The organism is Streptomyces sp. NPDC034037, from assembly GCF_055575715.1.
Genome location: NZ_JBVISC010000001.1, coordinates 780628 through 804592, shown reverse-complemented (window position 1 = coordinate 804592; position 23965 = coordinate 780628). Strand labels below are relative to the sequence as shown.

Below are 23965 nucleotides of genomic sequence, written 5' to 3'. Positions count from 1 at the left end.
CGTCGGCACCGTCAGGCGCGGGCGGCGCCGCGGCGCAGGCCCGCGAAGACCGCTGCCGCCGCCGCGAGTACCGCCAGCGCGTCGATGAGCAGGACCGTCCGGACGCCCGTGAGCAGGTCCGCCGCGGTCGTCGCGAGGACGCCGAGCAGCGGGATGCCGATCGTGATGCCCACCTGCTGGGTCGAGGTGACCAGGCCCGTCGCCAGACCCTGCTCCTCGTCGGGGACCCCGGAGGTGACCGTCACGCCGTACGCGACGATGGCGCCCAGGTGGAACATGCTCGCCACCGACACCGCCGCCGTGGCCAGGTACGCCGACCAGCCGCTCTCGCCGATGCCGAGCAGCGTCGCCACGAACAGGCCTTGGCCCAGCAGCGATCCGACCAGGGTGCGGCGCGCCCCGAAGCGGCCGATGACCTTCGGCGCGTACATCCCGGCGACCACCGACAGGACGCCCTGCACGCCGAAGACCATGCCCGTCTCGAAGGCCGAGAGGCGCAGGACCTCCTGGAGGTAGAGGGTCAGCACGAAGACGACCGTCGACATCATCGAGAAGGTGACGAGCCCGGCGAGGTTGCCCCACGCCACCGTGCGGCGCCGCAGCATGGGCAGGGAGACCAGCGGGGCCGCGGCCCGCGACTCCACGTAGCCGAACGCCGTGAGCAGCACCACGCCCGCCATTAGCGTGACGATCACGTCGGTGCCGCCGAAGCCGCGCTCGGCGGCCGTGGACAGGGCGTAGATCAGGGCGAGGAGACCGCCGGTGACCGTGGCGGCCCCGGGCAGGTCCAGGCGCGGGCGCTCCGGGGTGCGGGACTCTCGCAGCAGCAGGGGCGCCAGCGGCAGCACGATCAGCGCGAAGAGGGTCAGCAGGCCCATCGTGGAGCGCCAGCCGAGGGTGTCGGTCAGTACGCCGCCGAGCACCATGCCGACCGTGAAGCCGAGCGAGAGCAGCGTGCCGGAGATGCCGAGCGCCCGGTCGCGCTGCGGGCCCTCGGGGAAGGTCGTGGTCAGCAGGGACATGCCGGTGGGCACGATGGCCGCCGCGCCCACGCCCTGCAGCGCCCGCCCGGCCAGGAACGACGCCGGGTCCCACGCGAACGTGGCGAGCAGCGACGCCAGGCCGAACAGCGCGAGCCCGGCGAGGAAGAGCCTGCGCCGCCCGAACAGGTCGCCCATCCTGCCGAAGAGGAGGAGGAAGCCGCCCGAGGGCAGCGCGAAGGCGGTGACCGCCCACTGGAGCGCGGAGTGACTCATGCCCAGATCGGCGCCGAGCACCGGCAGCGCCACGTTCAGCACGGAGAAGTCCAGCGAGACCATGAACTGCGCGGCGCACAGGACGAAGAGGACGAGCCGGTCACGGGAGGAGAGCGCGGGGCCGTGGGGGTGCGGCGCCGGCGGTGCGGCTTGGGGAGAGGGAGCGGGTGAGGTGTCGATCGCCATGGCCATGAGCCTGCGGCAGCCGGAACAACGCTGGGGAGCGGGAACTTATGCTGGTGGTCGGAACACCAGTCAGGGCTTGGGGGAGCGCCACACATGTCGTCAGCATCGGTCGCGGACACCTCGGATACCTCGGACACCTCAGAGACGCCGTACGTCGCGGAGAGTTCCAAGGCGCGCAGGCTGGGGGAGCTGCGGGAGTTCCTGATGAGCCGCCGCGCGCGGATCACCCCGGAGGAGGCGGGCCTGCCGGGCGGTGGCGGGCGGCGGCGCACGCCGGGGCTGCGCCGCGAGGAGGTCGCCGTGCTCGCCGGCGTCGGGGCGTCCTGGTACCAGTGGCTGGAGCAGGGCCGGGACATCTCCGTGTCCCCGCAGGTCCTGGACGCCGTGGCGCGCGTCCTGCGGCTCAGCGGCGCCGAGCGGCGCCATCTGTACGTGCTGGCCGGACTCAACCCGCCGCCGCCCGAGGTCGCGCGGGACGACATGAACATGTGCGCGGGCCTGCGCCGGATCATCGACACGTGGATGCCCTACCCGGCGCACATCATGGACGCGTACTGGAACTGCGTCATGTACAACGACGCGGCCGCCTCCGTGCTCGGCATGCGCTCGGAGACCTCCGAGAACTGCCTGCTCACCTTCTTCGCCGACCCCATCTACCGCGCTCGCGCCAGCAGTTGGGAGCGCAACGCGCCCCAGGTGGTGGCCATGTACCGGGCCGCGTGCTCGGACCAGCCCGGGGACGACGGCTTCGCCGCGGTGATCGCCGAGGCCAAGGCGGTGAGCGCGGAGTTCGCCGAGCTGTGGGAGCGACGCGACATCATGCCCGGCGGGCAGGTCGCCAAGGAGATCGAGCATCCGGTCGCGGGCACGCTGTTCCTGGAGTCCACGCAGCTGAAGGTGCCCGCGCGGCCCGACCTCACCATCGTGCTGCACACCCCGCTGCCTGACGCCGAGACCGACACGGCGGGCAAGCTGGCGTGGCTGGCCTCGGCCGAGGGACGCCGCGAGGCGATCCGCTCGGTCGCGGGCTGATCCACCCGGGGCCCGCCGGCCGGTCCGCGCCTCCTTATGCTCGTGCCATGACGCAGAGCACCGACCTCGGTCCCGAGGACCGCAAGATCGTCACCCTCGCCCGCTCCGCCCGGGCCCGCAACGCTGTGCCCGAGGGCGCGGCCGTGCGGGACGAGACGGGACGTACGTACGTGGCGGGGACCGTCGCGCTCGACTCGCTGCGGCTGTCCGCGCTGCGGACGGCCGTGGCGATGGCGGTCGCCTCGGGCGCCGAGTCCCTGGAGGCCGCGGCGGTCGTCTCCGGCGCGCCGGAGCTGCCCGCGGAGGACCTTGCCGCGGTGCGGGACCTCGGCGGGGCCGGTGTGCCGGTGTTCCTGGCGGGGCCCGACGGCGAGGTCAGGTCCCGGGTGGCCGCGGGCGAGTAGCGCCGGTCCGAGGACGGGGACGGGCGCGCCGAAGCCGCTGTTTTCCCGGCCCCGGCCCACGGCGGGGGCCGCACGGTACGGCGGCGCTCCCGGGATCAGGGACAATGGGCGCCATGAGCGTTCGTACCCCGTCATCAGCCGAGCCGTCCGAGGCCGTCCACCGCGCCGGCTTCGCCTGCTTCGTCGGCCGCCCCAACGCGGGCAAGTCCACCCTCACGAACGCTCTGGTCGGCAAGAAGGTGGCGATCACCGCCGACCAGCCGCAGACCACCCGGCACACGGTGCGCGGCATCGTGCACCGGCCGGACGCCCAGCTGATCCTGGTCGACACCCCCGGCCTGCACAAGCCGCGCACGCTGCTCGGCGAGCGGCTGAACGACGTCGTGCGCACCACCTGGGCCGAGGTCGACGTCATCGGCTTCTGTCTGCCGGCGAACGAGAAGCTCGGCCCCGGCGACCGGTTCATCGCCAAGGAACTGGCCTCCATCAAGAAGACGCCGAAGATCGCGATCGTCACCAAGACGGACCTCGTCGACAGCAAGACGCTGGCCGAGCAGCTCATCGCCATCGACCAGCTCGGCAAGGAGCTGGGCTTCGAGTGGGCCGAGATCGTGCCCGTCTCCGCCGTCGGCGACCAGCAGGTCGGCCTGCTCGCCGACCTCATCGTGCCGCTGCTGCCCGAGGGGCCCGCGCTCTACCCCGAGGGCGACCTGACGGACGAGCCCGAGCAGGTGATGGTCGCCGAGCTGATCCGCGAGGCCGCGCTGGAGGGCGTCCGCGACGAGCTGCCGCACTCCATCGCCGTCGTGGTCGAGGAGATGCTGCCCCGCGAGGACCGGCCCGCCGACAAGCCGCTGCTCGACATCCACGCGTTCGTCTACATCGAGCGGCCCAGCCAGAAGGGCATCATCATCGGCCCCAAGGGCAAGCGGCTGAAGGACGTCGGCATCAAGTCCCGCAAGCAGATCGAGGCGCTGCTCGGCACGCCCGTCTTCCTCGACCTGCACGTGAAGGTCGCCAAGGACTGGCAGCGCGACCCGCGCCAGCTGCGCAAGCTCGGCTTCTAGGCAGGACACGCTCCGGACGCGCCACAGGGCGCGGGGCGCCCACGGCATCCGAAAGCGGCGGGGCGCAGCGGTGGACCCCCGTCCCGCCGCTGCGCCCCGCCGCCTTCGGCAACCACGCGGGGCTGACCGGCATTCCCGTATACGGGCGGCGCGCGGTCTTTTTCGGCAGGACAGCATAACGCTGTTATAGCCATCACAGCGTTATGCTGCGCGGATGTCAACCGGCAACCCGAGCGGGCGCACGACCGGCGGACGGGAGCCGGCCGACGTCCGCCGGCGTCTCCTCGACGAGGCCGCGCGCGTCCTGGCCGAGCAGGGCCCGGCGGCGCTGAGCGCCCGACGCCTGGTCAAGGCGGTCGGCGCGTCGACGATGGCCGTCTACACCCACTTCGGCTCGATGCCCGCTCTGGTGCGCGAGGTGATGCGGGAGGGCTTCGCCCGGTTCGGCGCACGGGTCCAGGAGGAGTGCCGCCGCGCCGATCCCGCCGACCCCGTCGCCGGGCTCGCCGGACTCTGCCGCGTCTACCAGGAGTTCGCCCGCGCCGAGTCCGACGTGTACGCCGTGATGTTCGGCGGCTCGGTCCTCGCCGGGTTCGAACTGTCCGACGAGGACCGGCGGATCGGTACGTTCATGCTGCGCTTCCCGCGTGACGCGATCCGTCGCTGCGTCGAGGCGGGCCGCTTCCGGGCGGACGCCGACCCCGACCTGCTGGTGCGTCAGCTCTTCGGCTCCATGCACGGCCTCGCCCAACTGGCCGGCGCGGGCTACTTCCTGGGTGAGTACGCTCCCGACGACGTGCTCGCCGGAACGCTGCGGGACTTCGCCGTGGCGGCCGGGGACACACCCTCGGCCGCCGCGCACTCCGTGGCCGCCGGCCTCGGGCCGCGCCCCTGATCCGGCGCGCGGCGCGTCACGCGCGCCGCGCCCGCAGGGCCGCGCGCAGCCAGTGGTAGGAGGCCTTCGGGGTGCGCTCCAGGGTGGCGTGGTCGACGTGGACGAGGCCGAAGCGCTGCCGGTAGCCCTCCGCCCACTCGAAGTTGTCCATCAGCGACCAGACGAAGTAGCCGCGCACGTCCACGCCCGCCGCCAGGGCCCGGTGCAGGGCCCGCAGGTGCCCGTCCAGGTAGGCGATCCGCTCCTGGTCGTCCAGCCCCTGGTACGAGCAGCCGTTCTCGGTGACGACGAGCGGCGGGAGGCGGTCGCCGTAGCGGTCGCGGAAGGCGGTGAGGAGTTCGGTGAGGGCCTCGGGTACGACGGGCCAGCCGAAGTCCGTGACCGGGTGGCCCTCGATCTCCCGGGGCGCGAAGGGCAGTTCGGGCGGCAGGCTCAGGCCCGCGAACTCGGTGGCGTGCGGGAGCGGGGCGCCCACCTTCGTCGGCTGGTAGAAGTTGATCCCGTACCAGTCGAGCGGCTCGGAGATGACCGCCAGGTCGGCGTCGAGATCGTCGGCGGGCATCGACGCGCCGAAGCCGTCCGGGTACCGGCCCAGCAGCAGCGGGTCGGCGAAGAGGCGGTTGAGGAGTACGTCGTAGAGGTCGGCGGCGGCCGTGTCCTCCTCGGCGGCCGACGCGGCCCAGGTCGGGCCGTGTGAGTTGGCGATGCCGATGTCCCGCGCGCCCGCCGCGCGCAGCGCCCGCACCGCGAGTCCGTGGCCGAGGAGCTGGTGGTGGGCGGCCGGCAGCGCGTCGAACAGGAGCCGCTCGCCGGGCGCGTGCCGGCCGAGCGCGTGGCCGAGCAGGGTGTGTTCGGCGGGCTCGTTGAGGGTGATCCACTTCTCGACGCGGTCACCGATGCGGGCCGCGACGACGGCGGTGTACGCGGCGAAGTGTTCGGCCGTGTCACGGCTCAGCCAGCCACCCGCCTCCTGCACCGCCAGCGGGGTGTCCCAGTGGAAGAGGGTGGCGACCGGCCGCACGCCCGCCGCGCACAGCTCGTCCACGAGGCGGTCGTAGAAGTCCAGGCCCGCCGCATGCACCCGGCCGGTGCCGGCGGGCAGCACGCGGGGCCAGGAGACGGAGAAGCGGTAGGCGTCCACGCCGAGGTCGCGCAGCAGCGCCACGTCCTCGCGGTAGCGGTGGTAGTGGTCGCAGGCCACGGCGGCCGTCGTGCCGTCCTTCACGTTCCCCGGCACGGCCGTGAACGCGTCCCACACCGAGGGCCCGCGCTCGTCGGCGGCGCCCTCGACCTGGTGGGCCGAGGTGGCCACGCCCCACAGGAAGTCGCGGGGGAAGAGGGATATCGGGCTCGCCGCGGTCGCTGCCATGGGCGGGATCCTGCGTACCGCCGGGCAGGGAAGTCAATGGGCGGACCCGAAAAAGATGAACAACGCTCAGGTTTTTTACGTGCCCTCCAGTTCTCACCACGCTTTCTTACGCGCCCTCCTTGAGGACCCGGGAGATCAGGGTCCGCTGGGGCTCGGTCAGCCGCGGGTCCGAGCAGTACACCGTGCGCCCGTCCACCGTCAGCTGGTAGCCGAAGCCGTCCGGCACCCCGATGGGGGGCGTGTCCCGGCCGTCGGCCAGGGCCTGTTCCGCCAGGGCGTGCCACTCGGGGGCATCGACCAGCTCCGAGGTGTCCACCTCGGCGTGCCGCTCGATGCCCGCGAAACCGCCCGTGCGCTTCACCTGGATACGCATGGCTCCTGTCTACTCCACCGCGCGGGCGGCCGGTAGCGCGCCGTCAGCCGTGGGAGGCCCGAGGGAGGCCCGTGGGAGGCCCGTGGGAGGCCCGTGGGAGGCGGCCTCGGCGGCCGTCAGGCCTTCTTGGACGCGCCACCGGAGACCGGCACCTTGACCGTGGTCCAGGCGTCGGTGACGGCCTTCAGCTCGTCGCCGTCGCCGTACTTCTGGCGCGCGGCGGCCACCGTCAGCTTCGCGAAGTCCTCGAAGGAGGCGTCCTGCGCCAGCTCGCCACCGGTCAGCACGGCGTACCAGATCTGTCCCGCCCGCTCCCACGAATGGCCGCCGAGGGCGTCGGCCACCAGGTAGAAGGCGCGGTTGGGGATGCCGGAGTTGATGTGCACGCCGCCGTTGTCGCGGCCCGTGCTGACGTAGTGGTCCATGTCGGCGGGCTGCGGGTCCTTGCCGAGCACGTCGTCGTCGTACGCCGTGCCCGGCTCCTTCATGGAGCGCAGCGCCTTGCCGGTGACGCGCGGGGCGAGCAGGCCGGCGCCGATCAGCCAGTCGGCCTCCCGGGCGCTCTGGCCGAGCGTGTACTGCTTGATGATCGAGCCGAAGACGTCCGCCATCGACTCGTTCAGGGCGCCGGGCTGGCCGAAGTACGTGAGGTTCGCCGTGTACTGCACGACGCCGTGGGTCAGCTCGTGGCCGATGACGTCCACGGGGATGGTGAAGTCCAGGAAGATCTCGCCGTCGCCGTCGCCGAAGACCATCTGCTCGCCGTTCCAGAAGGCGTTTCCGTAGTCCTCGCCGTAGTGGACGGTCGCGTCCAGCGGCAGGCCGTTGCCGTCGATGGAGTTGCGTTCGTACGCCTTCTGGAACAGCTCGAAGGTTGCGCCGAGACCGGCGTACGCGCGGTTGACGGTGGCGTCCTTGCCGGGCTCGTCGCCCTCGCCGCGGACCTTGCGGCCCGGCAGCTGCGTGCGGTTCCTGGCGTCGTAGACGGTGCGGTGCGGCTTGTCCGCCGCGGCTTCCCCGGGCGGGGCGACGGCGGGCGCGCCGATCACGGTGGTCAGCCGGCGCCGGGTGCGCTCCACGGCGTCCCGTTCCAGGGTGCGGCGGGCCGGTCCGGCGAGCGCCGCGTCCTGGTTGCGGGCCAGGGTGTCCAGGACGTGCGGCGGCACGATGGTGCAGAAGACGGGTTCGAAGCCCGTCGGTTTGGCGGTCATGGCGGCAATGTGGCACTGGGTCATGCCGCTGTCACTACCTGCCACCATGATTGCTGAAATAGAGGGATTGCTCACCGCCGGACGTTTAATCCGCGCCGGTCCCGCATACTGATACGGGCCCGCGCGCCGGGCGCGACTCGGCTAGGCTGCGGCACATCATGCGATTCGGGCTGCTTCTCCTTAGCTGCCGCGGCGAGGGCCTGTAGTCGAGGCCGACCCCCTCCCCGCGGAGTTCGGCGTTGCGCTAAGACCGTCGGCCGTCCTTCAGGACACTTCCGAGGAGCCCCGCACATGCCGAACTTCCAGCGCCCCACGTCCCTGCCGATCCACAAGTACGGCCGGTACGAGCAGGTCGACATCCCGGACCGCACCTGGCCGGACAAGCGGATCACGGTCGCTCCCCGCTGGCTCTCCACCGACCTGCGCGACGGCAACCAAGCGCTGATCGACCCCATGTCACCGGCCCGCAAGCGTGCCATGTTCGACCTGCTGGTACGCATGGGCTACAAGGAGATCGAGGTCGGTTTCCCCTCCTCGGGCCAGACCGACTTCGACTTCGTGCGCTCGATCGTCGAGGACGAGGACGCGATCCCCGAGGACGTGACGATCTCCGTCCTGACCCAGGCCCGCGAAGAGCTGATCGAGCGCACCGTGGAGTCCCTGAAGGGCGCCCGCCGCGCGACGGTCCACCTGTACAACGCGACCGCGCCCGTCTGGCGCGACGTGGTCTTCCGCGGCTCGCGCGAGGCGGTCAAGCAGATCGCCGTCGACGGCACCCGGCTGGTCATGGAGTACGCCGACAAGCTGCTGGACGACCGTACGACGTTCGGATACCAGTACAGCCCCGAGATCTTCACCGACACCGAGCTGGACTTCGCCCTGGAGGTCTGCGAGGGCGTCATGGACGTCTGGCAGCCCGACGCGGAGCGGGAGATCATCCTGAACCTGCCCGCCACGGTCGAGCGCTCCACGCCCTCCACCCACGCGGACCGCTTCGAGTGGATGTCCCGCAACCTCTCCCGGCGCGAGTTCGTCTGCCTGTCCATCCACCCGCACAACGACCGCGGCACCGCCGTCGCCGCCGCCGAGCTGGCCGTCATGGCCGGCGGCGACCGCGTCGAGGGCTGCCTGTTCGGTCAGGGCGAGCGCACCGGCAACGTCGACCTGGTCACCCTGGGCATGAACCTCTTCAGCCAGGGCGTCGACCCGCAGATCGACTTCTCCGACATCGACGAGGTCCGGCGGGTGTACGAGTACTGCACCCAGATGGAGGTCCACCCCCGTCACCCCTACGCGGGCGACCTGGTCTACACCGCCTTCTCCGGCTCCCACCAGGACGCCATCAAGAAGGGCTTCGACGCGCTGCAGGCGCGGGCGGCCGCGGCCGGCAAGACCGTGGACGACATCGAGTGGGCCGTGCCCTACCTGCCCATCGACCCCAAGGACGTCGGCCGCTCCTACGAGGCCGTCATCCGCGTCAACTCGCAGTCCGGCAAGGGCGGTGTCGCGTACGTCCTGAAGAACGACCACAAGCTGGACCTGCCGCGCCGCATGCAGATCGAGTTCTCCAAGATCATCCAGCAGAAGACCGACGCCGAGGGCGGCGAGGTCACCCCGGGCGCTATCTGGAGCGTCTTCCAGGACGAGTACCTGCCCAACCCCGACAACCCGTGGGGTCGGATTCAGGTCAAGAACGGTCAGACCACGACCGACACGGACGGCGTCGACACCCTCACCGTCGAGGCGACGCTGGACGGCGCGGACACCGTCCTGACCGGTTCCGGCAACGGCCCGATCTCCGCGTTCTTCGACGCGCTGCAGGGCGTCGGCATCGACGTACGCCTGCTGGACTACCAGGAGCACACGATGAGCGAGGGCGCGTCCGCGCAGGCCGCCTCGTACATCGAGTGCGCGATCGGCGACAAGGTGCTGTGGGGCATCGGCATCGACGCCAACACCACGCGCGCCTCGCTGAAGGCCGTCGTGTCGGCCGTCAACCGCGCGGCGCGCTGACCCGCCCCCGCGTTCCCACCGGCCCCGTCCGCCTCCCCGGCGGGCGGGGCCGCGTCATCTCCCGGCCATGTCCGGACCGCTCTTCGGCACGAGATGCTGACGCCGCATCAACGATGTGGCTAACATCACGCCAACGCGGCAATGCAGCCGGGGAGTCACGGAGGTGCGTGGTGCTGCCAGAACGGGGAGCGAACGGCAAGAAGGCCCGTATCTCCGCAAGGCCCGTCTCGCGCGGTCGGGCGCTGTGCAAGCGGGTGGTCGGCGTGCACACCGCCTGGGACGCCGTCGGCGACGGCGAGTTCTTCTGTCCCGCCTGCGGGGGCGACCGCAACTATCAGCGGCTCACCGGCCGGCGCCGCTTCATGCTGCTCGGCCTGCCCGTCGTGCCGCGCGGCGACGCGGGGCCCGTCGTCCAATGCGCCGCCTGCCAGGGCCTGTTCGACCCCGACGTCCTGGACCACCCCACCACCACACGGCTCTCCGCCATGCTGCGCGACGCCGTGCACACCGTCGTCCTCGCCGTCCTGTCGAGCGCGGGCTCCCTCACGCGCACCACCCTCGACACGGCCGTCGGCACGCTGCGCGCCGCGGGCTACGCCGACTGCTCCGAGGAGCAGCTCGTCGCCCTCGTCGGCGCGCTCGCCGCGGACACCGGCCGCGCCACCGGGGCCGACTGCACGCCGGGCCTCGCCATAGAACTGCACGAGGCGCTCGGCCCGCTGGCCCCCCACCTCGCCCCCGCGGGCCGCGAGGCGCTGCTCCTCCAGGGCGCCCGGATCGCCCTGGCCGATGGCCCCTACACCACCGCCGAACGCGATGTCCTCACCACGACGGGCTGCGCGCTCACCCTCCGCACGGAGGACGTGACCCGCCTGCTGGTCACGGCACGCACGCCGTCCTGAGCCCCGGTGCCGCGCTTCGAAGTCGTGACAGCCGTCGCCGCGCCCCCGGAGCGGGTGTGCGAGGCGTGCCTTGACGTGGAGGCGCACACCCGGTCGATGGCCGATTCGGCGGAGCGGGCGGTCGGTGGCAGGACCCGAGGCGCCCTCTCGCTCGGCGACACGGTGACCTTCGAAGCGCGCCACTTCGGCCTGACCTGGCGGCTCACTGCCCGCATCACGTCGTACGAACCGCCCCGGTGCTTCGTGGACGAGCAGGAGTCCGGCCCCTTCAAGCGGTGGCATCACAGCCACCGCTTCGAGCCGGACGGCACCGGCGGCACCGTCATGAGGGACGTCATCGAATACGCCTCGCCGTTCGGACTTCTCGGCCGCGTCGCTGACCGCACCGTTCTGCGCTGGTACATGCCCCGCCTCATCAGAACCCGCAACGCCTATCTCGCCGACGCCTTGCGCTGAGCCAGGATGGGGGCAGTGGCTCCGAGGGGCAGCTCCTCAGAGCAGTCCCGCCGCCCTCAGGTGTCTGCCCACCGTCTCCGTCTCCGTGGGGGACAGTGGGATCTGTGGTTCCGCCGTCCTCGGGCAGGTGATCACGCCGCGCAGGTGCAGTGCCGTCTTGAAGGCGCCCAGGGCCGATGAGCCGGCGCCCATCCGGGTCGGGGCGCCCGCCGTGACCATCCCGAACAGGGCGCACAGCCGCTCCTGTTCGGCCCGTGCCCGCTCCCAGTCCCCCTCGCGGCAGGCGGCGTACAGGCGTACGTATCCGGCGGGGTCGACGTTGCCGAGGCCCGGCACCACTCCGTCCGCGCCCATCGCGAGCGCCGCGTCGGCCGTCACCTCCGAACCGGTCAGGACGCTGAAGGGCGTCGGGAGCGACCGCCTGCCGAGGAGCACGCTCCGGAAGGCTCCCTCGGCGCCGCTGGAGTCCTTCAGGCCCGCCAGCACGCCCTCCGCGGCCAGTTCCAGTACCAGCTCCGCGCTCAGCTTGGAGTGCACCGACATCGGAATGTCGTACGCGATGACCGGCACCGGTGAGCGTTCCGCGACCAGCCGGAAGTGGCGGGCGATCTCGGCCGGGTGGGTGCGCGTGTAGAAGGGCGCGGTGACGACGGCCGCGTCCGCGCCCGCCTCGGCGAGCACCCGCACATGGTCCAGGACGCGGGGTGTGGTCATGTCGATCGCCCCGGCGAGCACCGGCAGTCGGCCGCCGGCGTGCCGGACCACCGTGTCGACGACCAGCGCCCGCTGCCGGTCCGTCAGGTACGCGGCCTCCGAGGTGGAGCCGAGCACGAAGAGGCCGTCGACGCCGCCCCCGATCAAGTGGTCCACGAGCCGGACGAGGGAGGCGGTGTCCACCTCGCGGTCCGGTGTCAGCGGGGTGCAGACGGGCGGGACGACACCGGTCAGCGGGGTGGGCAGGGTCATGGACGCTCCCTGGGGTGTTCGGCCGTGGCGGCGGCCGGGGTTCGGGCCGTGGCGGCGGCCTGGGCGGCGAGTTCGTGGGTCGACTGGCCCGCGCCGACCGGGTGGTGGCAGCGGAACCGGTGCCCCGGGCCCGCCGGTTCGGCGTCCGGCATCACCTCGGCGCACATGGCGTCCGCCTTCCAGCAGCGCGTGCGGAACGGGCAGCCGCTCGGCGGCCGGGTCGCCGAGGGCACCGGCCCCACCAGCGGAATCGGGTCGATGGGGGCCAGCAGGCCCGGCGTGGCGGAGAACAGGGCGCGGGTGTACGGGTGCCGGGCGCGGTCCAGGATCTCGGCGGCCGGCGCCTCCTCCACGATCCGGCCCAGGTACATGGTGATGACGCGGTCGCTCATCCTGCGCACCGTCTGGATGTCGTGCGAGACGAAGACCAGGGCGAGGCCGAGGCGTTCCTTCAGGTCCAGGAGGAGGTTGAGGATCTGGGCGCGCACGGACACGTCGAGCGCGCTGGTCGGTTCGTCGGCGACGACCAGGTCCGGTTCGAGGGCCAGGGCGCGGGCGATGGCCACGCGTTGGCGCTGTCCGCCGGACAGCCGGCCGGGCAGTCCGTCCGCGAGGGCCTTGGGCAGACCGACCAGGGCCATCAACTCCCGTACGCGGTCCTCCCGTTCCCTCGGCGTGCCGCGCCGGTGCACGTCCAGGGGGTCCCGGAGGATCTGCCGCACCGACAGTCTGCGGTTCAGGGCGGTGGACGGGTCCTGGAAGATCATGCCGGTGCGGGTGCCGATCTCCGTCCGCCTTGTCGCGGGGGCCATCGTCCAGAGGTCCCTGCCCCTGAACGTCACCGTTCCACCGGTGGGGCGCTGTACGCCGACCAGGACCTTGGCCAGGGTGGACTTGCCGCAGCCCGATTCGCCCACGACGCCGAGGGTCTCGCCGGGGGCGATGTCCAGGTTCGCCTCCGTGAGGGCGTGGACCTGGTCCCGGGAGAACAGCCCTCCGGAACGGGTTCGGTGGGTGACGTGCACGCTGCTCAGCTGGATCAGGGGGGTGTGGGGAGTGGTCATGTCGGGTCCCCCTGTGTGGGATCGTCGTGGCTTGGCGCGCAGTTCCCCGTGTCCCTTCGGGGCGCCTCCCGACGGGGCACTGCCGGATGGTGGCACGCCGTTTCGTGGGTCGCCGGGCCCACCAGCGCCGGGGTCGCGTCCCGGCAGACCGTCGAGGCCAGCGGGCAGCGGTCCGCGAACCGGCAGCCCGGCGGGAAGTCCGCCGGGGACGGCACCACGCCCTTGATCTGCGTGAGCCGCCGTGCCGCCGACTCCAGGGAGAGCACGGAGCCGAGCAGCCCGCGCGTGTAGTGGTGCGCCGGGGAGTCCACCAGGTCGGCGGTGACGCCCGTCTCGACGATCTGTCCGCCGTACATCACCACCACCCGGTCGGTGACGTCCGCGACGAGCGCCAGGTCGTGCGAGACGAGGATCAGCGCGAACCCCAGCTCCGCGCGCAGCCGCAGCAGCAGCTCGATGATCTGCGCCTGCACGGTGACGTCGAGCGCCGTCGTCGGCTCGTCGGCGATGATCAGCTTCGGGTCGCGGGAGAGGGCCATGGCGATCAGGACGCGCTGGCGCTGGCCGCCGGACAGCTCGTGCGGATAGCTGCGCAGGGTCCGCTCGGGGTCCAGGCCCACCAGTTCGAGCAGGTCGGCGGCCGTGCGGCGGCCGCCCCTGCGGACGACCTGCCCCAGCTGGGAGCGGACCGTCATCGCCGGGTTCAGCGAGGACAGGGCGTCCTGGTAGATCATCGCCATGTGGTGGCCGAGGAGCCGGCGCCGGGCCCGCGCGGGCAGGCCGACCAGCTCCCGCCCGTCGAACACGACGCTGCCCCGCACCCGGGCGCCCCGGGGCTCCAGGCCCATCACCGTCAGCGCCGTCAGCGACTTGCCGCAGCCCGACTCGCCGACCAGGCCGAGGACTTCGCCGGGGCGTACGTGGAAGCCGATGCCGTCGACGATGTCCGTCCCGGCGTGCCGCTGGGCGAAGCCGACGGCGAGGCCGGTGACGGTCAGGACGGGCGGCCCCTCGGGCAGCGGCCGGGCGCGGGCGCGCAGCCGCGCGGCGGCCTCGGTCAGGCCCGGCAGGTCCAGGACCTCGCCGGTGCCGGGCTCGGGCGCTTCGAGGCGGTCCTCGGCGCGGGCCGCGTCGGGCACGTCCCGGCCGGAGGGCGCGGCCCACGCGTCGGAGACGCCCTCGGAGAGGATGTTCAGGGCGAGGACCGTGATCAGCATGAGCAGGCCGGGGAAGACCGTCGCCCACCAGCCGCCGATCAGGACCATGTTCTTGCCGTCGGCGATGACGCTGCCCCAGGAGGGGTCGGGCGGCCGGACGCCCGCGCCGATGAAGGAGAGCGAGGCCTCGAAGACGATGGCCTCGGCGACCTGCACGGTGCAGAAGACCAGGATGGGCGCCGCGCAGTTCACGGCGACGTGCCGGATGAGGATGTGCGGGGTGCGCGCGCCGACGACGCGTTCGGCCACGACGTAGTCCTCGCCGTACTGGTCCAGGACGTTGGCCCGGACGACGCGGGCGATCGGCGGGGTGAACAGGAACGCGATGGCGCAGATCAGTACGGTGATGCCGCCGCCGAAGACCGCGACGAGCACGGCGGCGAGCGCGATGCCGGGAAAGGCCATGACGACGTCGAGGCAGCGCATCAGCGTCTCGTCGACGGCCTTGCGTGAGGTCGCCGCGACCGCGCCGACGAGCGCGCCGACGGCGAGGGCCAGCAGGGTCGCGCCGAGCCCGATGGCCAGCGACCAGCGCGCCCCGTACATCAGCCGGCTGAGGATGTCGCGGCCGAGGCTGTCCTGGCCCATCCAGTGGCCGGCGGAGGGGTGGCCGGTGCCGTCGGTCTGGGGCTGCTGGTCGAGGGGGTCGTGCGGGGCGACGAGCGGGGCGAGGGCGGCCACCAGGACGACCAGGGCGAGGACGCCCACCGCGACCCGGGACAGGACGGGCAGCCGGCGCAGCGGGCGGAGCCGCAGGCCGGGCACGGACAGGCGCTCGGTCAGCGCCTTGCGCGAGGTGAACGTCAACTCGTCCCCCTCAGACGGGGGTTGACCAGCAGGTGCAGGATGTCGATGACGAGGTTGACGATCACGAAGCCGACGGCGGTGGTGATGACGACGCCCTGGACGACGGCCGGGTCGCCGTTCTTCACGGCGTCGATCATCAGCTTGCCCATGCCGGGCAGCGAGAAGATCGTCTCGATGACGACGGCGCCGCCCAGCAGGTAGCCGACGCGCAGTCCGAGCACGGTGAGCGGGTTGATGAGGGCGTTGCGCAGGACGTTGCGGCCGACGACGACCACCGGGGGCAGGCCGCTGCCGATGGCCGTACGCACGTAGTCCTTGTCCAGCTCCTCGACCACGGCGGTGCGGATGACGCGGGTGAGGCCGGCCGCCACCGGCAGGGAGAGGGCGAGGGCGGGCAGCGTCATGGTCCGCAGCCAGCCGGTGAGGGAGTCGGCGGGGTTGATGTAGCCGCCGGTCGGGAACCAGCCGAGGTCGACGGCCAGGTACTGGATCATCAGGAGCGCCAGCCAGAAGCCGGGCGCCGCGACGCCGGTCAGGGAGACGACGCGGATGAGCTGGTCCGGCAGCCGGTCGCGGTGGATCGCGGCGGTCACGCCGAGGGTCAGCGAGAGCACGACGGCGATGCCGAGGCCGAGGAACGTCAGCTGCATGGTGAGCGGCAGGGCGGTGGTGACCTGGTCCAGGACGGGGGAGCGGTTGAGGACGCTGATGCCCAGGTCGCCGTGGAGGAGGTCCCCGACAAAGGCGATGTAGCGCGCCGGCAGCGGGTCGAGGAGGCCGTTCTCCTCGCGGAACCGGTGCAGCTGCTCGGGGGTCGGGTTCGCGCCCTGGAAGAAGGCGGAGGCCGGGTCGACGTCGGAGAACCGCATCACGAGGAAGACGAAGAGCACGATGCCGAGCAGCAGCGGGACGAGCAGGGCGATGCGGCGGGCGAGGATTCTGAGGACTGCGGTCACGGAGCACGACCCCCGAACTGGCCGGTGGACTGGGCGGTGGTCAGGCCCACTTGGCCTGGAGGAGGTTGATCCCCGGATACGGCTGGGCCCGCACGCCACCGATCTTCTTCGGGTCCCAGGCCGTCATGAGTTCGTTGTGCACGACCGGATAGAGCACCGCCTGCTCGGCGATGACGTCGATGTACTCCTGGATCATGGTCTTCTTGCGGCTCGCCTCGGGCTCGCGGGTGGCCGCCGCCATGTCCTTGAAGAGTTTCCTGGCGACCGGGTCGCCGGCCCAGCGGGCGTAGCCCATCCACAGGTTCTCGGGGCCGTAGTTGTAGTGCATGATCAGGTCGGCGTCGAGCCCGAACTGGTTGGGGTTCGAGGCGGCGGCGACGACGTGGAAGTCCTTCTTCTGGTCCAGTTTGGTGAAGACGGCGGTGGTCTCCTGCGGGTCGAGTGTCACCTCGACGCCGAGTTTCTCCCAGCCGTCCTGGATGGTCGGCAGGCAGTCCACGATCCAGCTGACGTTCACCGCCATCAGTTCGACCCGCAGCTTGCCGACGCCCGCCGCTTTCAGGAGCTTGCGCGCCTTCGCCAGGTCGTACGCGTAGACGGTCCGCGCGGGCCGGTAGGAGGGGTTGGCCTCGTTCAGGAAGGACGTCGACGCCTTGCCGTGCCCGCGCAGGGCGGCCTCGATCATCTTGTCGCGGTCGATGGCGTAGTGCAGCGCCTGGCGCACCCGTACGTCGTCGAACGGCTTGTGCGCGGTGTTGAAGAGCAGGAAGAGGTTGTTCATCCCGGCGCCGCCCTCGACGCTCATGCCGCTCTTCTCCAGCTGGGCGATGTTGGCGTAGGGGATGTTGTCGGCGATCTCCGCGTCCGCGCTCGCGCCGGAGATCTTCGCGACGCGCGGCGCGGCGTCCACGATCGTCAGCCAGTTCATCTTCTTGAACGCGGCCTTGCGGGGGCCGTTGTAGTCCGCGAAGGCCTCGAAGGTGGTGTTCGACTTCGGGTGGTGCGCGGTCTGCCGGTACGGTCCCGACCCCACCGCCTTGCCCTTGGTCGCGTCCTCCCAGGCCCCGGGCCGCGAGAAGACGTGCTTCGGCATGATCTTCGCGAGGGAGAGGCGGGCGGCGCCGTCGGGGAAGGGGAACTTCAGGATCAGCTCGACGGAGGTCGCGTCGACCTTCCTGACCTCCTTGAGCCAGCTCGCGAAGAACCCCTTGGCGAGCGTCTGGGTCCTCGGGTCGAGGATGCGGTCGAACACGAAGACCACGTCGTCGGCGGTGACGGGCTTGCCGTCGTGCCACTTGGCGCCCGGGCGCAGGGTGAACTTCCACGTGGTCGCCCGGAGGTCGCCGGGGATCTCGGTGGCGAGCGCCGGGTAGGGCTCGCGGCTGATCGGGTCGGTGCCGAGCAGACCCTCGTAGATGTGTTCGTTGCCCGCCATGGCGAAGGCGGAGGCGGTCTGCGTCGGGTCCCAGCTGCCGTCGTTGCCGTAGCCGATGACGGCGGTGAGCGTGGCGTCGCCGCCCTGGCCGCCGTCTCCGGTCTCGTTGGTGGACTCCGGCCCCGAGGAGCAGGCGGAGAGCGTGGTGGTGACGGTGGCGGCCGCGCCCAGGGCGCCGGTGTACCGCAGGAAGGACCGGCGGTCGGGCCGCGTCGCGGTTCGAGGGATCGGGTCGCTCACGGTGTCTCCCTTGCTCCCTGGAGAGATCCCACGTCCTACGTCGTGGGTGGCGTGGCGACCATAAGAGGGGTGCGGGGGCCGGTCAAGGCCCCGCACACGGCATTTCACCCCCCTTGGTGAGCGGGGCCCGGCGGCTGGCCCCCCGGCGGCCCGGGGCACCGCCGGTCTCGTGGACCGGGCGCCCGGCGCACGGGGCGGAGCCGGTTTGTATTCTCGGCAGGCGCGACGCACCGAACGCGACCCCCGCGTGCCCCACCGGGGGCGTGACCCACCGAAGCCGCACCCTGCGAGAGGCAACACCATGACCACCGAGCTGAGCCCCGACGCCCCGGCCCTGGACGGGCTCCTGGAGCGGGCCCGGAAGGACTACGAGGAGCTCGCCGCGCGCGGGCTCTCCCTCGACCTCACCCGGGGCAAGCCCGCGCCGGAACAGCTCGACCTCAGCGAGGACCTGCTCGCCCTGCCCGGCGGACGCCACACCGCCGCCGACGGCACGGACGTACGCAACTACGGCGGCCTCCAGGGTCTGCCCGAGCTGCGCGAGATCTTCGCCGGCCTGCTCCAGGTGCCCGTGGGCCAGCTGCTCGCGCTCGGCAACTCCAGCCTGGAACTGATGCACGACTGCCTCGTGCACGCCCTCCTCGGGAAGCTGCCCGGCGCCGAGTCGCGCTGGGTGGACCAGGAGCGCGTCGCGTTCCTGTGCCCCGTGCCCGGCTACGACCGGCACTTCGCGCTCTGCGAGCGGTTCGGCATCGACATGATCCCCGTGCCGATGACCGACCAGGGCCCGGACATGGACGCCGTGGAGCGGCTCGCCGCCGAGAACCCGGCGGTCAAGGGCATCTGGTGCGTGCCCAAGTACAGCAACCCCGACGGCGTCTCCTACAGCGACGAGACCGTGGCCCGCCTCGCCCGCATGGAGACTGCCGCCCCCGACTTCCGGATCTTCTGGGACAACGCCTACGCCGTCCACCACCTGACCGACGAGCCCACCGAGATCGCCGACCTCCTCGGCGCCTGCGCCGAGGCCGGCAACGCCGACCGGGTGTTCGTCTTCGGCTCCACCTCGAAGATCACCGCCGCCGGCGCGGGCGTCGCCTTCTTCGGCTCCTCGCCCGCCAACGTGCAGTGGCTCCTGGCCAACAACCAGAAGCGCTCCATCGGCCCCGACAAGATCAACCAGCTGCGGCACGTGCTGTTCCTGCGGGACGCCGACGGCGTACGCGCCCACATGGAGCGCCAGCGCGCCCTGCTCGGGCCCAAGTTCGAGACGGTCGCCCGCATCCTGGAGGCCGAGTTGGGCGGCACCGGCCTCGCGACCTGGACCTCGCCCAAGGGCGGCTACTTCGTCACCCTCCAGGTGCCCGACGGCTGCGCCAAGGAGGTCGTGCGCCGCGCCGCCGAGGCCGGCATCGTGCTGACCCCGGCCGGCGCCACGCACCCCTACGGCCAAGACCCGCGCGACGCCGTCATCCGGATCGCGCCCAGCTACCCCGGCCTCGCCGACCTGGAGCAGGCGATGCGCGGCCTGACCGTCTGCGTCCGCCTCGCCGGCTACGAGCAGCGGGCCGGCCAAGCCGCCTGACCTGCCGCCGCGCCGACCGCTCGGCGCGGCGGCACGCTCAGTGCTGCTGCGCCTTCTGCGGCGTCACCTCGCTGGGGCGGACGATGACGTAGCCCTCGCCCCGCAGCATCAGCTGGACCGCCTCGCCCGAGCCGCCGCGGATCATCGACCCGATGGACTGCGAGCGGTGCAGCGAGGTGGCCAGGTCGGCGGTCCAGCCGACCACCGCGTCCGTGTCGACGTACACGGGCTGCTGCGGGGAGACGGGGATCACCAGCGGGTTGCCGTCACACACCAGGCCGAGGCGGCCCGAGCCCGTGAAGACGCTGTTGAACAGGCCGCCCCCGGTCATCCCCGCGCCCTTCACCGTCTTGATCTCGTACGAGAGGGTCGCGTCGAAGCAAAGGACGTTGCGGCCGTTGACCGTGAGGACGTCGCCCGGCTCGACGTCCACGATGAAGCAGTTCTGCGCCTCGTGCGCGAACCACGCCTCGCCCTGGCCGCGCACGGCCATCAGCGGCAGCCCCTCCCCGGTCATGGCCCGCTTGAGCATGCCGCCCACGCCCTGGCCCTTGCGCTCGAACTGCAGCTCGCCCCGGTAGGCGATCATCGCGCCCTGCCGGGCGAACATCTCGCCGTTCACCGCGTACTTGATCGACTTGGCGTTCTGGAGGGTCATCCCGGGGGCGAGGGCCGGCTGCGCCATGTGGTCACTGGAGAACAAGTCACTCTTCATGAGGGCATCTTGGGCCACGGGCGACGCGCACGGAAGCGGGGGCCTGTCCGGCAGCTTCTCCTGACCGCCGCCGCGTGTCAGGGACCTGTTCGGGGGCAGCGTGACGTCACCGGGCGGTGCGAGCCCGGAAGAGCCGGAGAGAGGTCCCCTTCATGGCTGTGGCGTTCCTGTGCGTGTTCATCGTGATGGCGGCGGTCCAAGTGGTGAAGCCGCAGCTTCTGTGGAGGGTGAACCGTCCTCTGCAGAAGCCGTTCGTGAAGGACTACGACGCCACCGAGCCCACTCGCGCCGGTTACCTGATGGAGCGGGCGGTGGGCGCGGTGGTGCTGGTCGCGGCGGTGGTCATGCTGGTCACGCAACTGACCTGAGCGGTACGCCGCGGGCGCCGTTGACGAACGCCTGCCAGGCGGGGGCGCCGATGATCAGGGCCGGGCCCTGCGGGACCTTGCTGTCCCGCACGGGCACGACCCCGAGGACCCCGTCGGCGACCTCGACGCAGTCGCCGCCCTGGCCGTTGCTGTAGCTGCTCTTGCGCCAGCGGGCGGCGCCGATGAAGTCGTGGGCGATCTCGACGCAGTCGCCGCCGCTGCCGTTGCTGTGGCTGCTCTTGCGCCAGCGGGCGTTGCTCAGGTCGTACTCGCGCATCGTCTGTAGTCCTCAGCCGCCGACTCGATCAGGGCGAGGGACGCCTCCGGCGACATTGCGGCGCCCCTGAGCAGATCGTATGTGCGCTGTGCGCGCTTCACCACTGCCGGGTCGTCCAGCAGGGTTCCCGAATACTCCGTCTCTGTATACGCAGTTGGTGGCGCGTCCTCGAACTCCATGAGCTTCAGCATTCCGCCCATGCCGGCGTGCGCTCCCGTTGTGTACGGCAGCACCATCACGAGCGCATGCCGCTCACGCATCAGTGCCGCGACGTGGTCCAGCTGCTCAGCCATCGCGGCCGGACCACCCACCGGGATGTACAGCACGTTCTCATGCAGCACGACCCAATACTCGGGACGTGTAGCGTCCTTGAGGATGTGCGCCCGCTCAAGCCGGGCAGTGACGATCTCTGCGACGTACTCGTCCGTGACGAACGGGTTGACGGCGATCGTCACCGCGCGCGCGTACTCGGCCGTCTGCAACAGGCCCGGAATCAGCGTGGGAGCGAACTCGCAGATCCGCGTCGACGCGGCCTCCAGCTCCACGACCGCCGCGAAGTAATCGGCATACCGGTTGTCGTCGATCAGCTTCCGGCACATGCGTCCGAAAATACCGTCGGTTTGCAGGACCTCGTCGATCCGCTCGGCCACGTCCAACTGCGGTTTACGAATAGCCTGTTCGAATTGCCCAATGTAGCCGCCGGAGACGAAAACCCGGGCCCCCAGTGCCGACTGGGTGATCCCCGCGTCCTCGCGGCGCCGCTTCAGCTCCGTGCCGAAGAACTCCCACGCCGCTTGACGTGAACCATTGGCCATGGCCAACCGCCTTCCACTGCCCCGCAGTTGTAGAGGGCAGACCCCTGCCGAGTGTAGGCGCGATACGTCACCGTAGGGGTGCGAAGAGTGAAATCCGAAGGCGAAGGGGAGTCACGTGGAGGCGGAATCCAAGCGCCACGCAGTGGTATGCGTCGAACAGGCGGAGGAAACATTGAGGGAATTGCGCGCCGCACTCGCGCGAGCGGAAATCACCTTGCCGTCCTTGCGGATCGACCCCGCGACGGTGGCCAGGGAGGCACCCTGCCCCCGCATCGAATTGGGCGGGTGTTCCGTCGCCGTGGCGCAACGCCTGGCCGCCGCCCTGAGGAGCGCGCCGTGAGCCTTCCCGCGCACCTCCCCGTCGGCTCGTACGTCGTGGACACCACCAGCGGACGCGTCGGCCGGGTGATGGGGCACGAGGGCCCCTACGTCCAGCTGCGCCCCTACGGCGGCGGCCGCGAGTGGGACTGCGCCCCGGAGGAGGTCCGCACGGCGACCATGGCGGAACGGCTGCGCGCGGCGACGGCGTACGCGAACGCCCGCAGCAGGGGCGAGGTGGTCTGACCGCTCAGCCGTACGGCGTACCTCGCACCCCCCGCCGTGCGCGAGAATGGCCCCATGAGTCTGTTCCGCGACGACGGCATCGTGCTGCGCACCCAGAAACTGGGCGAGGCGGACCGGATCATCACGTTGCTCACGCGCGGTCACGGGCGGGTACGCGCCGTGGCGCGGGGGGTGCGGCGCACCAAGTCGAAGTTCGGGGCCCGGCTCGAACCCTTCTCCCACGTCGACGTGCAGTTCTTCGCGCGCGGGAGCGAGCTGGTCGGACGCGGGCTCCCCTTGTGCACGCAGAGTGAGACCATCGCGCCGTACGGCAGCGGGATCGCCGCCGACTACGCCCGCTACACCGCCGGCACGGCCATGCTGGAGACGGCGGAACGGTTCACCGACCACGAGGGCGAGCCCGCCGTGCAGCAGTATCTGCTGCTGGTGGGCGGGCTGCGCGTCCTCGCGCGCGGGGAGCACGCGCCGCACCTCGTCCTCGACGCGTTCCTCCTGCGCTCCCTGGCGGTGAACGGCTACGCGCCGAGCTTCGGCGACTGCGCCAAGTGCGGCCTGCCCGGACCGAACCGCTTCTTCTCGGTCGCGGCGGGCGGCTCCGTCTGCGTCGACTGCCGGGTGCCCGGCAGCGTCGTACCGTCGCAGGAGGCCCTCACCCTGCTCGGCGCGCTGCTCACCGGCGACTGGGCAACGGCGGACGCGTGCGAGGCGCGGCACGCGCGCGAGGGCAGCGGGCTGGTCTCGGCCTATCTGCACTGGCACCTGGAGCGCGGCCTGCGCTCACTGCGGTACGTAGAGAAAAGCTGAGCAGCACCCCCTTGAAGTCACGTAGGAGAGAGAGCCCCATGGCACGACGCGGAATCCTCGGACGGTCCCGCCGCGAGTACGCCACCCCCGAGCCGCACCCCACGGGCGCGCGGCCGCCGAAGATCCCCGGCGAGCTGGTGCCCAAGCACGTCGCCATCGTCATGGACGGCAACGGCCGGTGGGCCAAGGAGCGCGGTCTGCCGCGCACCGAGGGGCACAAGGTGGGCGCCGAGCGCGTCCTGGACGTCCTCCAGGGCGGCATCGAGATGGGCGTCGGCGCGATCTCGCTGTACGCCTTCTCCACGGAGAACTGGAAGCGCTCCCCGGACGAGGTGAAGTTCCTGATGAACTTCAACCGCGACTTCATCCGCAAGACCCGCGACCAGCTGGACGACCTCGGCATCCGCGTGCGCTGGGTCGGCCGGATGCCGAAGCTGTGGAAGTCGGTCGCCAAGGAGCTGGAGATCTCCCAGGAGCAGACCAAGGACAACGACAGGCTGACCCTGTACTTCTGCATGAACTACGGCGGGCGCGCCGAGATCGCCGACGCCGCCCAGGCCCTCGCCGAGGACGTGCGGGCGGGCCGGCTCGACCCGTCCAAGGTCAGCGAGAAGACCTTCGCGAAGTACCTGTACTACCCGGACATGCCGGACGTGGACCTGTTCCTGCGGCCCAGCGGCGAGCAGCGGACCTCCAACTACCTGCTGTGGCAGAGCGCGTACGCCGAGATGGTCTTCCAGGACGTGCTGTGGCCGGACTTCGACCGCCGCGACCTGTGGCGCGCCTGCCTCGAGTACGCCTCGCGCGACCGCCGCTTCGGCGGTGCCGTCCCGAACGAGCAGCAGATCGCCGAGAGCTGACCGCGCCCGTACGCGTACGAAGGGGCCCGGGGGGTGGCTATGGTTGGGTGGGGGCCTTCTTGTGTGTGGTCCCCTTCTCTCGCACCCCGCGTAGGTATCGAAAATCCCCCCCTCTTGCGCCACATCTC

The 23965-nt window shown here is 71.6% G+C and carries 24 protein-coding genes; 12 read left to right on the top strand and 12 right to left on the bottom strand.

From position 1 onward, the window contains the following. Positions 1-11 precede the first annotated feature (11 nt). Positions 12-1442 carry an MFS transporter gene (locus tag ACZ516_RS03670; RefSeq protein ID WP_469008291.1) on the bottom strand — a complete coding sequence of 477 codons (1431 nt, stop codon included), beginning with the start codon at positions 1440-1442 and terminating at the stop codon, positions 12-14. A 204-nt stretch (positions 1443-1646) separates the two neighbouring features. Between ACZ516_RS03670 and ACZ516_RS03665 the strand changes: the two genes are divergently transcribed. The 4 genes from ACZ516_RS03665 to ACZ516_RS03650 all read left to right on the top strand — a co-directional run bounded on the left by ACZ516_RS03665 (position 1647) and on the right by ACZ516_RS03650 (position 4840). Next, positions 1647-2474 carry a helix-turn-helix transcriptional regulator gene (locus tag ACZ516_RS03665; RefSeq protein ID WP_361081048.1) on the top strand — a complete coding sequence of 276 codons (828 nt, stop codon included), beginning with the start codon at positions 1647-1649 and terminating at the stop codon, positions 2472-2474. A gap of 47 nt (positions 2475-2521) precedes the next feature. Then, a complete protein-coding gene (locus tag ACZ516_RS03660) occupies positions 2522-2878 on the top strand; it encodes a cytidine deaminase (RefSeq protein WP_358586385.1) in 357 nt (118 codons plus the stop codon). 104 nt (positions 2879-2982) lie between these two features. Beyond that, a complete protein-coding gene (gene era / locus ACZ516_RS03655) occupies positions 2983-3945 on the top strand; it encodes a GTPase Era (protein ID WP_467464725.1) in 963 nt (320 codons plus the stop codon). A 214-nt stretch (positions 3946-4159) separates the two neighbouring features. Next, on the top strand, positions 4160-4840 hold the full coding sequence (locus ACZ516_RS03650) for a TetR/AcrR family transcriptional regulator (protein ID WP_361081007.1): 681 nt from the start codon (positions 4160-4162) through the stop codon (positions 4838-4840). 16 nt (positions 4841-4856) lie between these two features. Here the strand turns inward: ACZ516_RS03650 and ACZ516_RS03645 are convergent, their stop codons facing one another. The 3 genes from ACZ516_RS03645 to ACZ516_RS03635 all read right to left on the bottom strand — a co-directional run bounded on the left by ACZ516_RS03645 (position 4857) and on the right by ACZ516_RS03635 (position 7793). After that, positions 4857-6209 (bottom strand): GH1 family beta-glucosidase, encoded by a 1353-nt coding sequence (locus ACZ516_RS03645; RefSeq protein WP_361081005.1) that lies wholly within the window; start codon positions 6207-6209, stop codon positions 4857-4859. Between the two features lie 106 nt (positions 6210-6315). Further along, on the bottom strand, positions 6316-6582 hold the full coding sequence (locus ACZ516_RS03640; protein ID WP_358586393.1) for a protealysin inhibitor emfourin: 267 nt from the start codon (positions 6580-6582) through the stop codon (positions 6316-6318). Positions 6583-6698: 116 nt separating this feature from the next. Continuing rightward, positions 6699-7793: a M4 family metallopeptidase gene (locus ACZ516_RS03635; protein WP_358699143.1), complete on the bottom strand. Its 1095-nt coding sequence runs from the start codon at positions 7791-7793 to the stop codon at positions 6699-6701. A gap of 291 nt (positions 7794-8084) precedes the next feature. Here ACZ516_RS03635 and leuA point away from each other — a divergent pair, with 291 nt between their 5' ends. The 3 genes from leuA (at position 8085) to ACZ516_RS03620 (ending at position 11164) form a co-directional block, all read left to right on the top strand. Continuing rightward, positions 8085-9806 (top strand): 2-isopropylmalate synthase, encoded by a 1722-nt coding sequence (gene leuA / locus ACZ516_RS03630; protein ID WP_358586396.1) that lies wholly within the window; start codon positions 8085-8087, stop codon positions 9804-9806. Positions 9807-9976: 170 nt separating this feature from the next. After that, positions 9977-10708, top strand: coding sequence for a TerB family tellurite resistance protein (locus tag ACZ516_RS03625; RefSeq protein ID WP_469008289.1), 732 nt, complete (start codon positions 9977-9979; stop codon positions 10706-10708). A gap of 6 nt (positions 10709-10714) precedes the next feature. Next, on the top strand, positions 10715-11164 hold the full coding sequence (locus tag ACZ516_RS03620; protein WP_469008288.1) for an SRPBCC family protein: 450 nt from the start codon (positions 10715-10717) through the stop codon (positions 11162-11164). 36 nt (positions 11165-11200) lie between these two features. On the opposite strand, the gene ACZ516_RS03615 is transcribed toward ACZ516_RS03620, so the two are convergent. Genes ACZ516_RS03615 through ACZ516_RS03595 form a run of 5 tightly spaced genes read right to left on the bottom strand, consistent with a single transcriptional unit; the run spans position 11201 to position 17849 of the window. Further along, a complete protein-coding gene (locus ACZ516_RS03615) occupies positions 11201-12130 on the bottom strand; it encodes a dihydrodipicolinate synthase family protein (protein ID WP_469008287.1) in 930 nt (309 codons plus the stop codon). After that, a complete protein-coding gene (locus ACZ516_RS03610; protein WP_469008285.1) occupies positions 12127-13194 on the bottom strand; it encodes an oligopeptide/dipeptide ABC transporter ATP-binding protein in 1068 nt (355 codons plus the stop codon). The genes ACZ516_RS03615 and ACZ516_RS03610 overlap by 4 nt, the downstream gene beginning before the upstream one ends. Further along, positions 13191-15218 carry a dipeptide/oligopeptide/nickel ABC transporter permease/ATP-binding protein gene (locus ACZ516_RS03605; protein ID WP_469008284.1) on the bottom strand — a complete coding sequence of 676 codons (2028 nt, stop codon included), beginning with the start codon at positions 15216-15218 and terminating at the stop codon, positions 13191-13193. The genes ACZ516_RS03610 and ACZ516_RS03605 overlap by 4 nt, the downstream gene beginning before the upstream one ends. Further along, positions 15215-16174: an ABC transporter permease gene (locus ACZ516_RS03600; protein WP_358586410.1), complete on the bottom strand. Its 960-nt coding sequence runs from the start codon at positions 16172-16174 to the stop codon at positions 15215-15217. The genes ACZ516_RS03605 and ACZ516_RS03600 overlap by 4 nt, the downstream gene beginning before the upstream one ends. 40 nt (positions 16175-16214) lie before the next feature. Further along, positions 16215-17849 (bottom strand): ABC transporter substrate-binding protein, encoded by a 1635-nt coding sequence (locus tag ACZ516_RS03595; protein WP_469008283.1) that lies wholly within the window; start codon positions 17847-17849, stop codon positions 16215-16217. Positions 17850-18150: 301 nt separating this feature from the next. On the opposite strand from ACZ516_RS03595, the gene ACZ516_RS03590 reads away from it, so the two are divergent. Next, entirely contained in the window at positions 18151-19434 is a 1284-nt protein-coding gene (locus ACZ516_RS03590) for an aspartate aminotransferase type Ic (RefSeq protein ID WP_469008281.1), read from the top strand. Between the two features lie 37 nt (positions 19435-19471). Here ACZ516_RS03590 and ACZ516_RS03585 read toward each other — a convergent pair whose 3' ends face one another. Beyond that, positions 19472-20149 (bottom strand): AIM24 family protein, encoded by a 678-nt coding sequence (locus tag ACZ516_RS03585; protein ID WP_358697884.1) that lies wholly within the window; start codon positions 20147-20149, stop codon positions 19472-19474. Positions 20150-20301: 152 nt separating this feature from the next. Between ACZ516_RS03585 and ACZ516_RS03580 the strand changes: the two genes are divergently transcribed. Further along, entirely contained in the window at positions 20302-20517 is a 216-nt protein-coding gene (locus ACZ516_RS03580; protein ID WP_469008279.1) for a DUF6199 family natural product biosynthesis protein, read from the top strand. On the opposite strand, the gene ACZ516_RS03575 is transcribed toward ACZ516_RS03580, so the two are convergent. Next, entirely contained in the window at positions 20501-20794 is a 294-nt protein-coding gene (locus ACZ516_RS03575; protein ID WP_469008278.1) for a DUF397 domain-containing protein, read from the bottom strand. The genes ACZ516_RS03580 and ACZ516_RS03575 overlap by 17 nt on opposite strands. Then, positions 20776-21609 carry a helix-turn-helix domain-containing protein gene (locus ACZ516_RS03570; protein ID WP_469008277.1) on the bottom strand — a complete coding sequence of 278 codons (834 nt, stop codon included), beginning with the start codon at positions 21607-21609 and terminating at the stop codon, positions 20776-20778. The genes ACZ516_RS03575 and ACZ516_RS03570 overlap by 19 nt, the downstream gene beginning before the upstream one ends. 336 nt (positions 21610-21945) lie before the next feature. Between ACZ516_RS03570 and ACZ516_RS03565 the strand changes: the two genes are divergently transcribed. Genes ACZ516_RS03565 through ACZ516_RS03555 form a run of 3 tightly spaced genes read left to right on the top strand, consistent with a single transcriptional unit; the run spans position 21946 to position 23837 of the window. Next, entirely contained in the window at positions 21946-22173 is a 228-nt protein-coding gene (locus ACZ516_RS03565; RefSeq protein WP_358586426.1) for a hypothetical protein, read from the top strand. Positions 22174-22227: 54 nt separating this feature from the next. Beyond that, on the top strand, positions 22228-22977 hold the full coding sequence (recO, locus tag ACZ516_RS03560; protein ID WP_358586422.1) for a DNA repair protein RecO: 750 nt from the start codon (positions 22228-22230) through the stop codon (positions 22975-22977). 38 nt (positions 22978-23015) lie between these two features. Beyond that, a complete protein-coding gene (locus tag ACZ516_RS03555; protein ID WP_361080972.1) occupies positions 23016-23837 on the top strand; it encodes an isoprenyl transferase in 822 nt (273 codons plus the stop codon). The last annotated feature ends 128 nt before the right edge of the window (positions 23838-23965 follow it).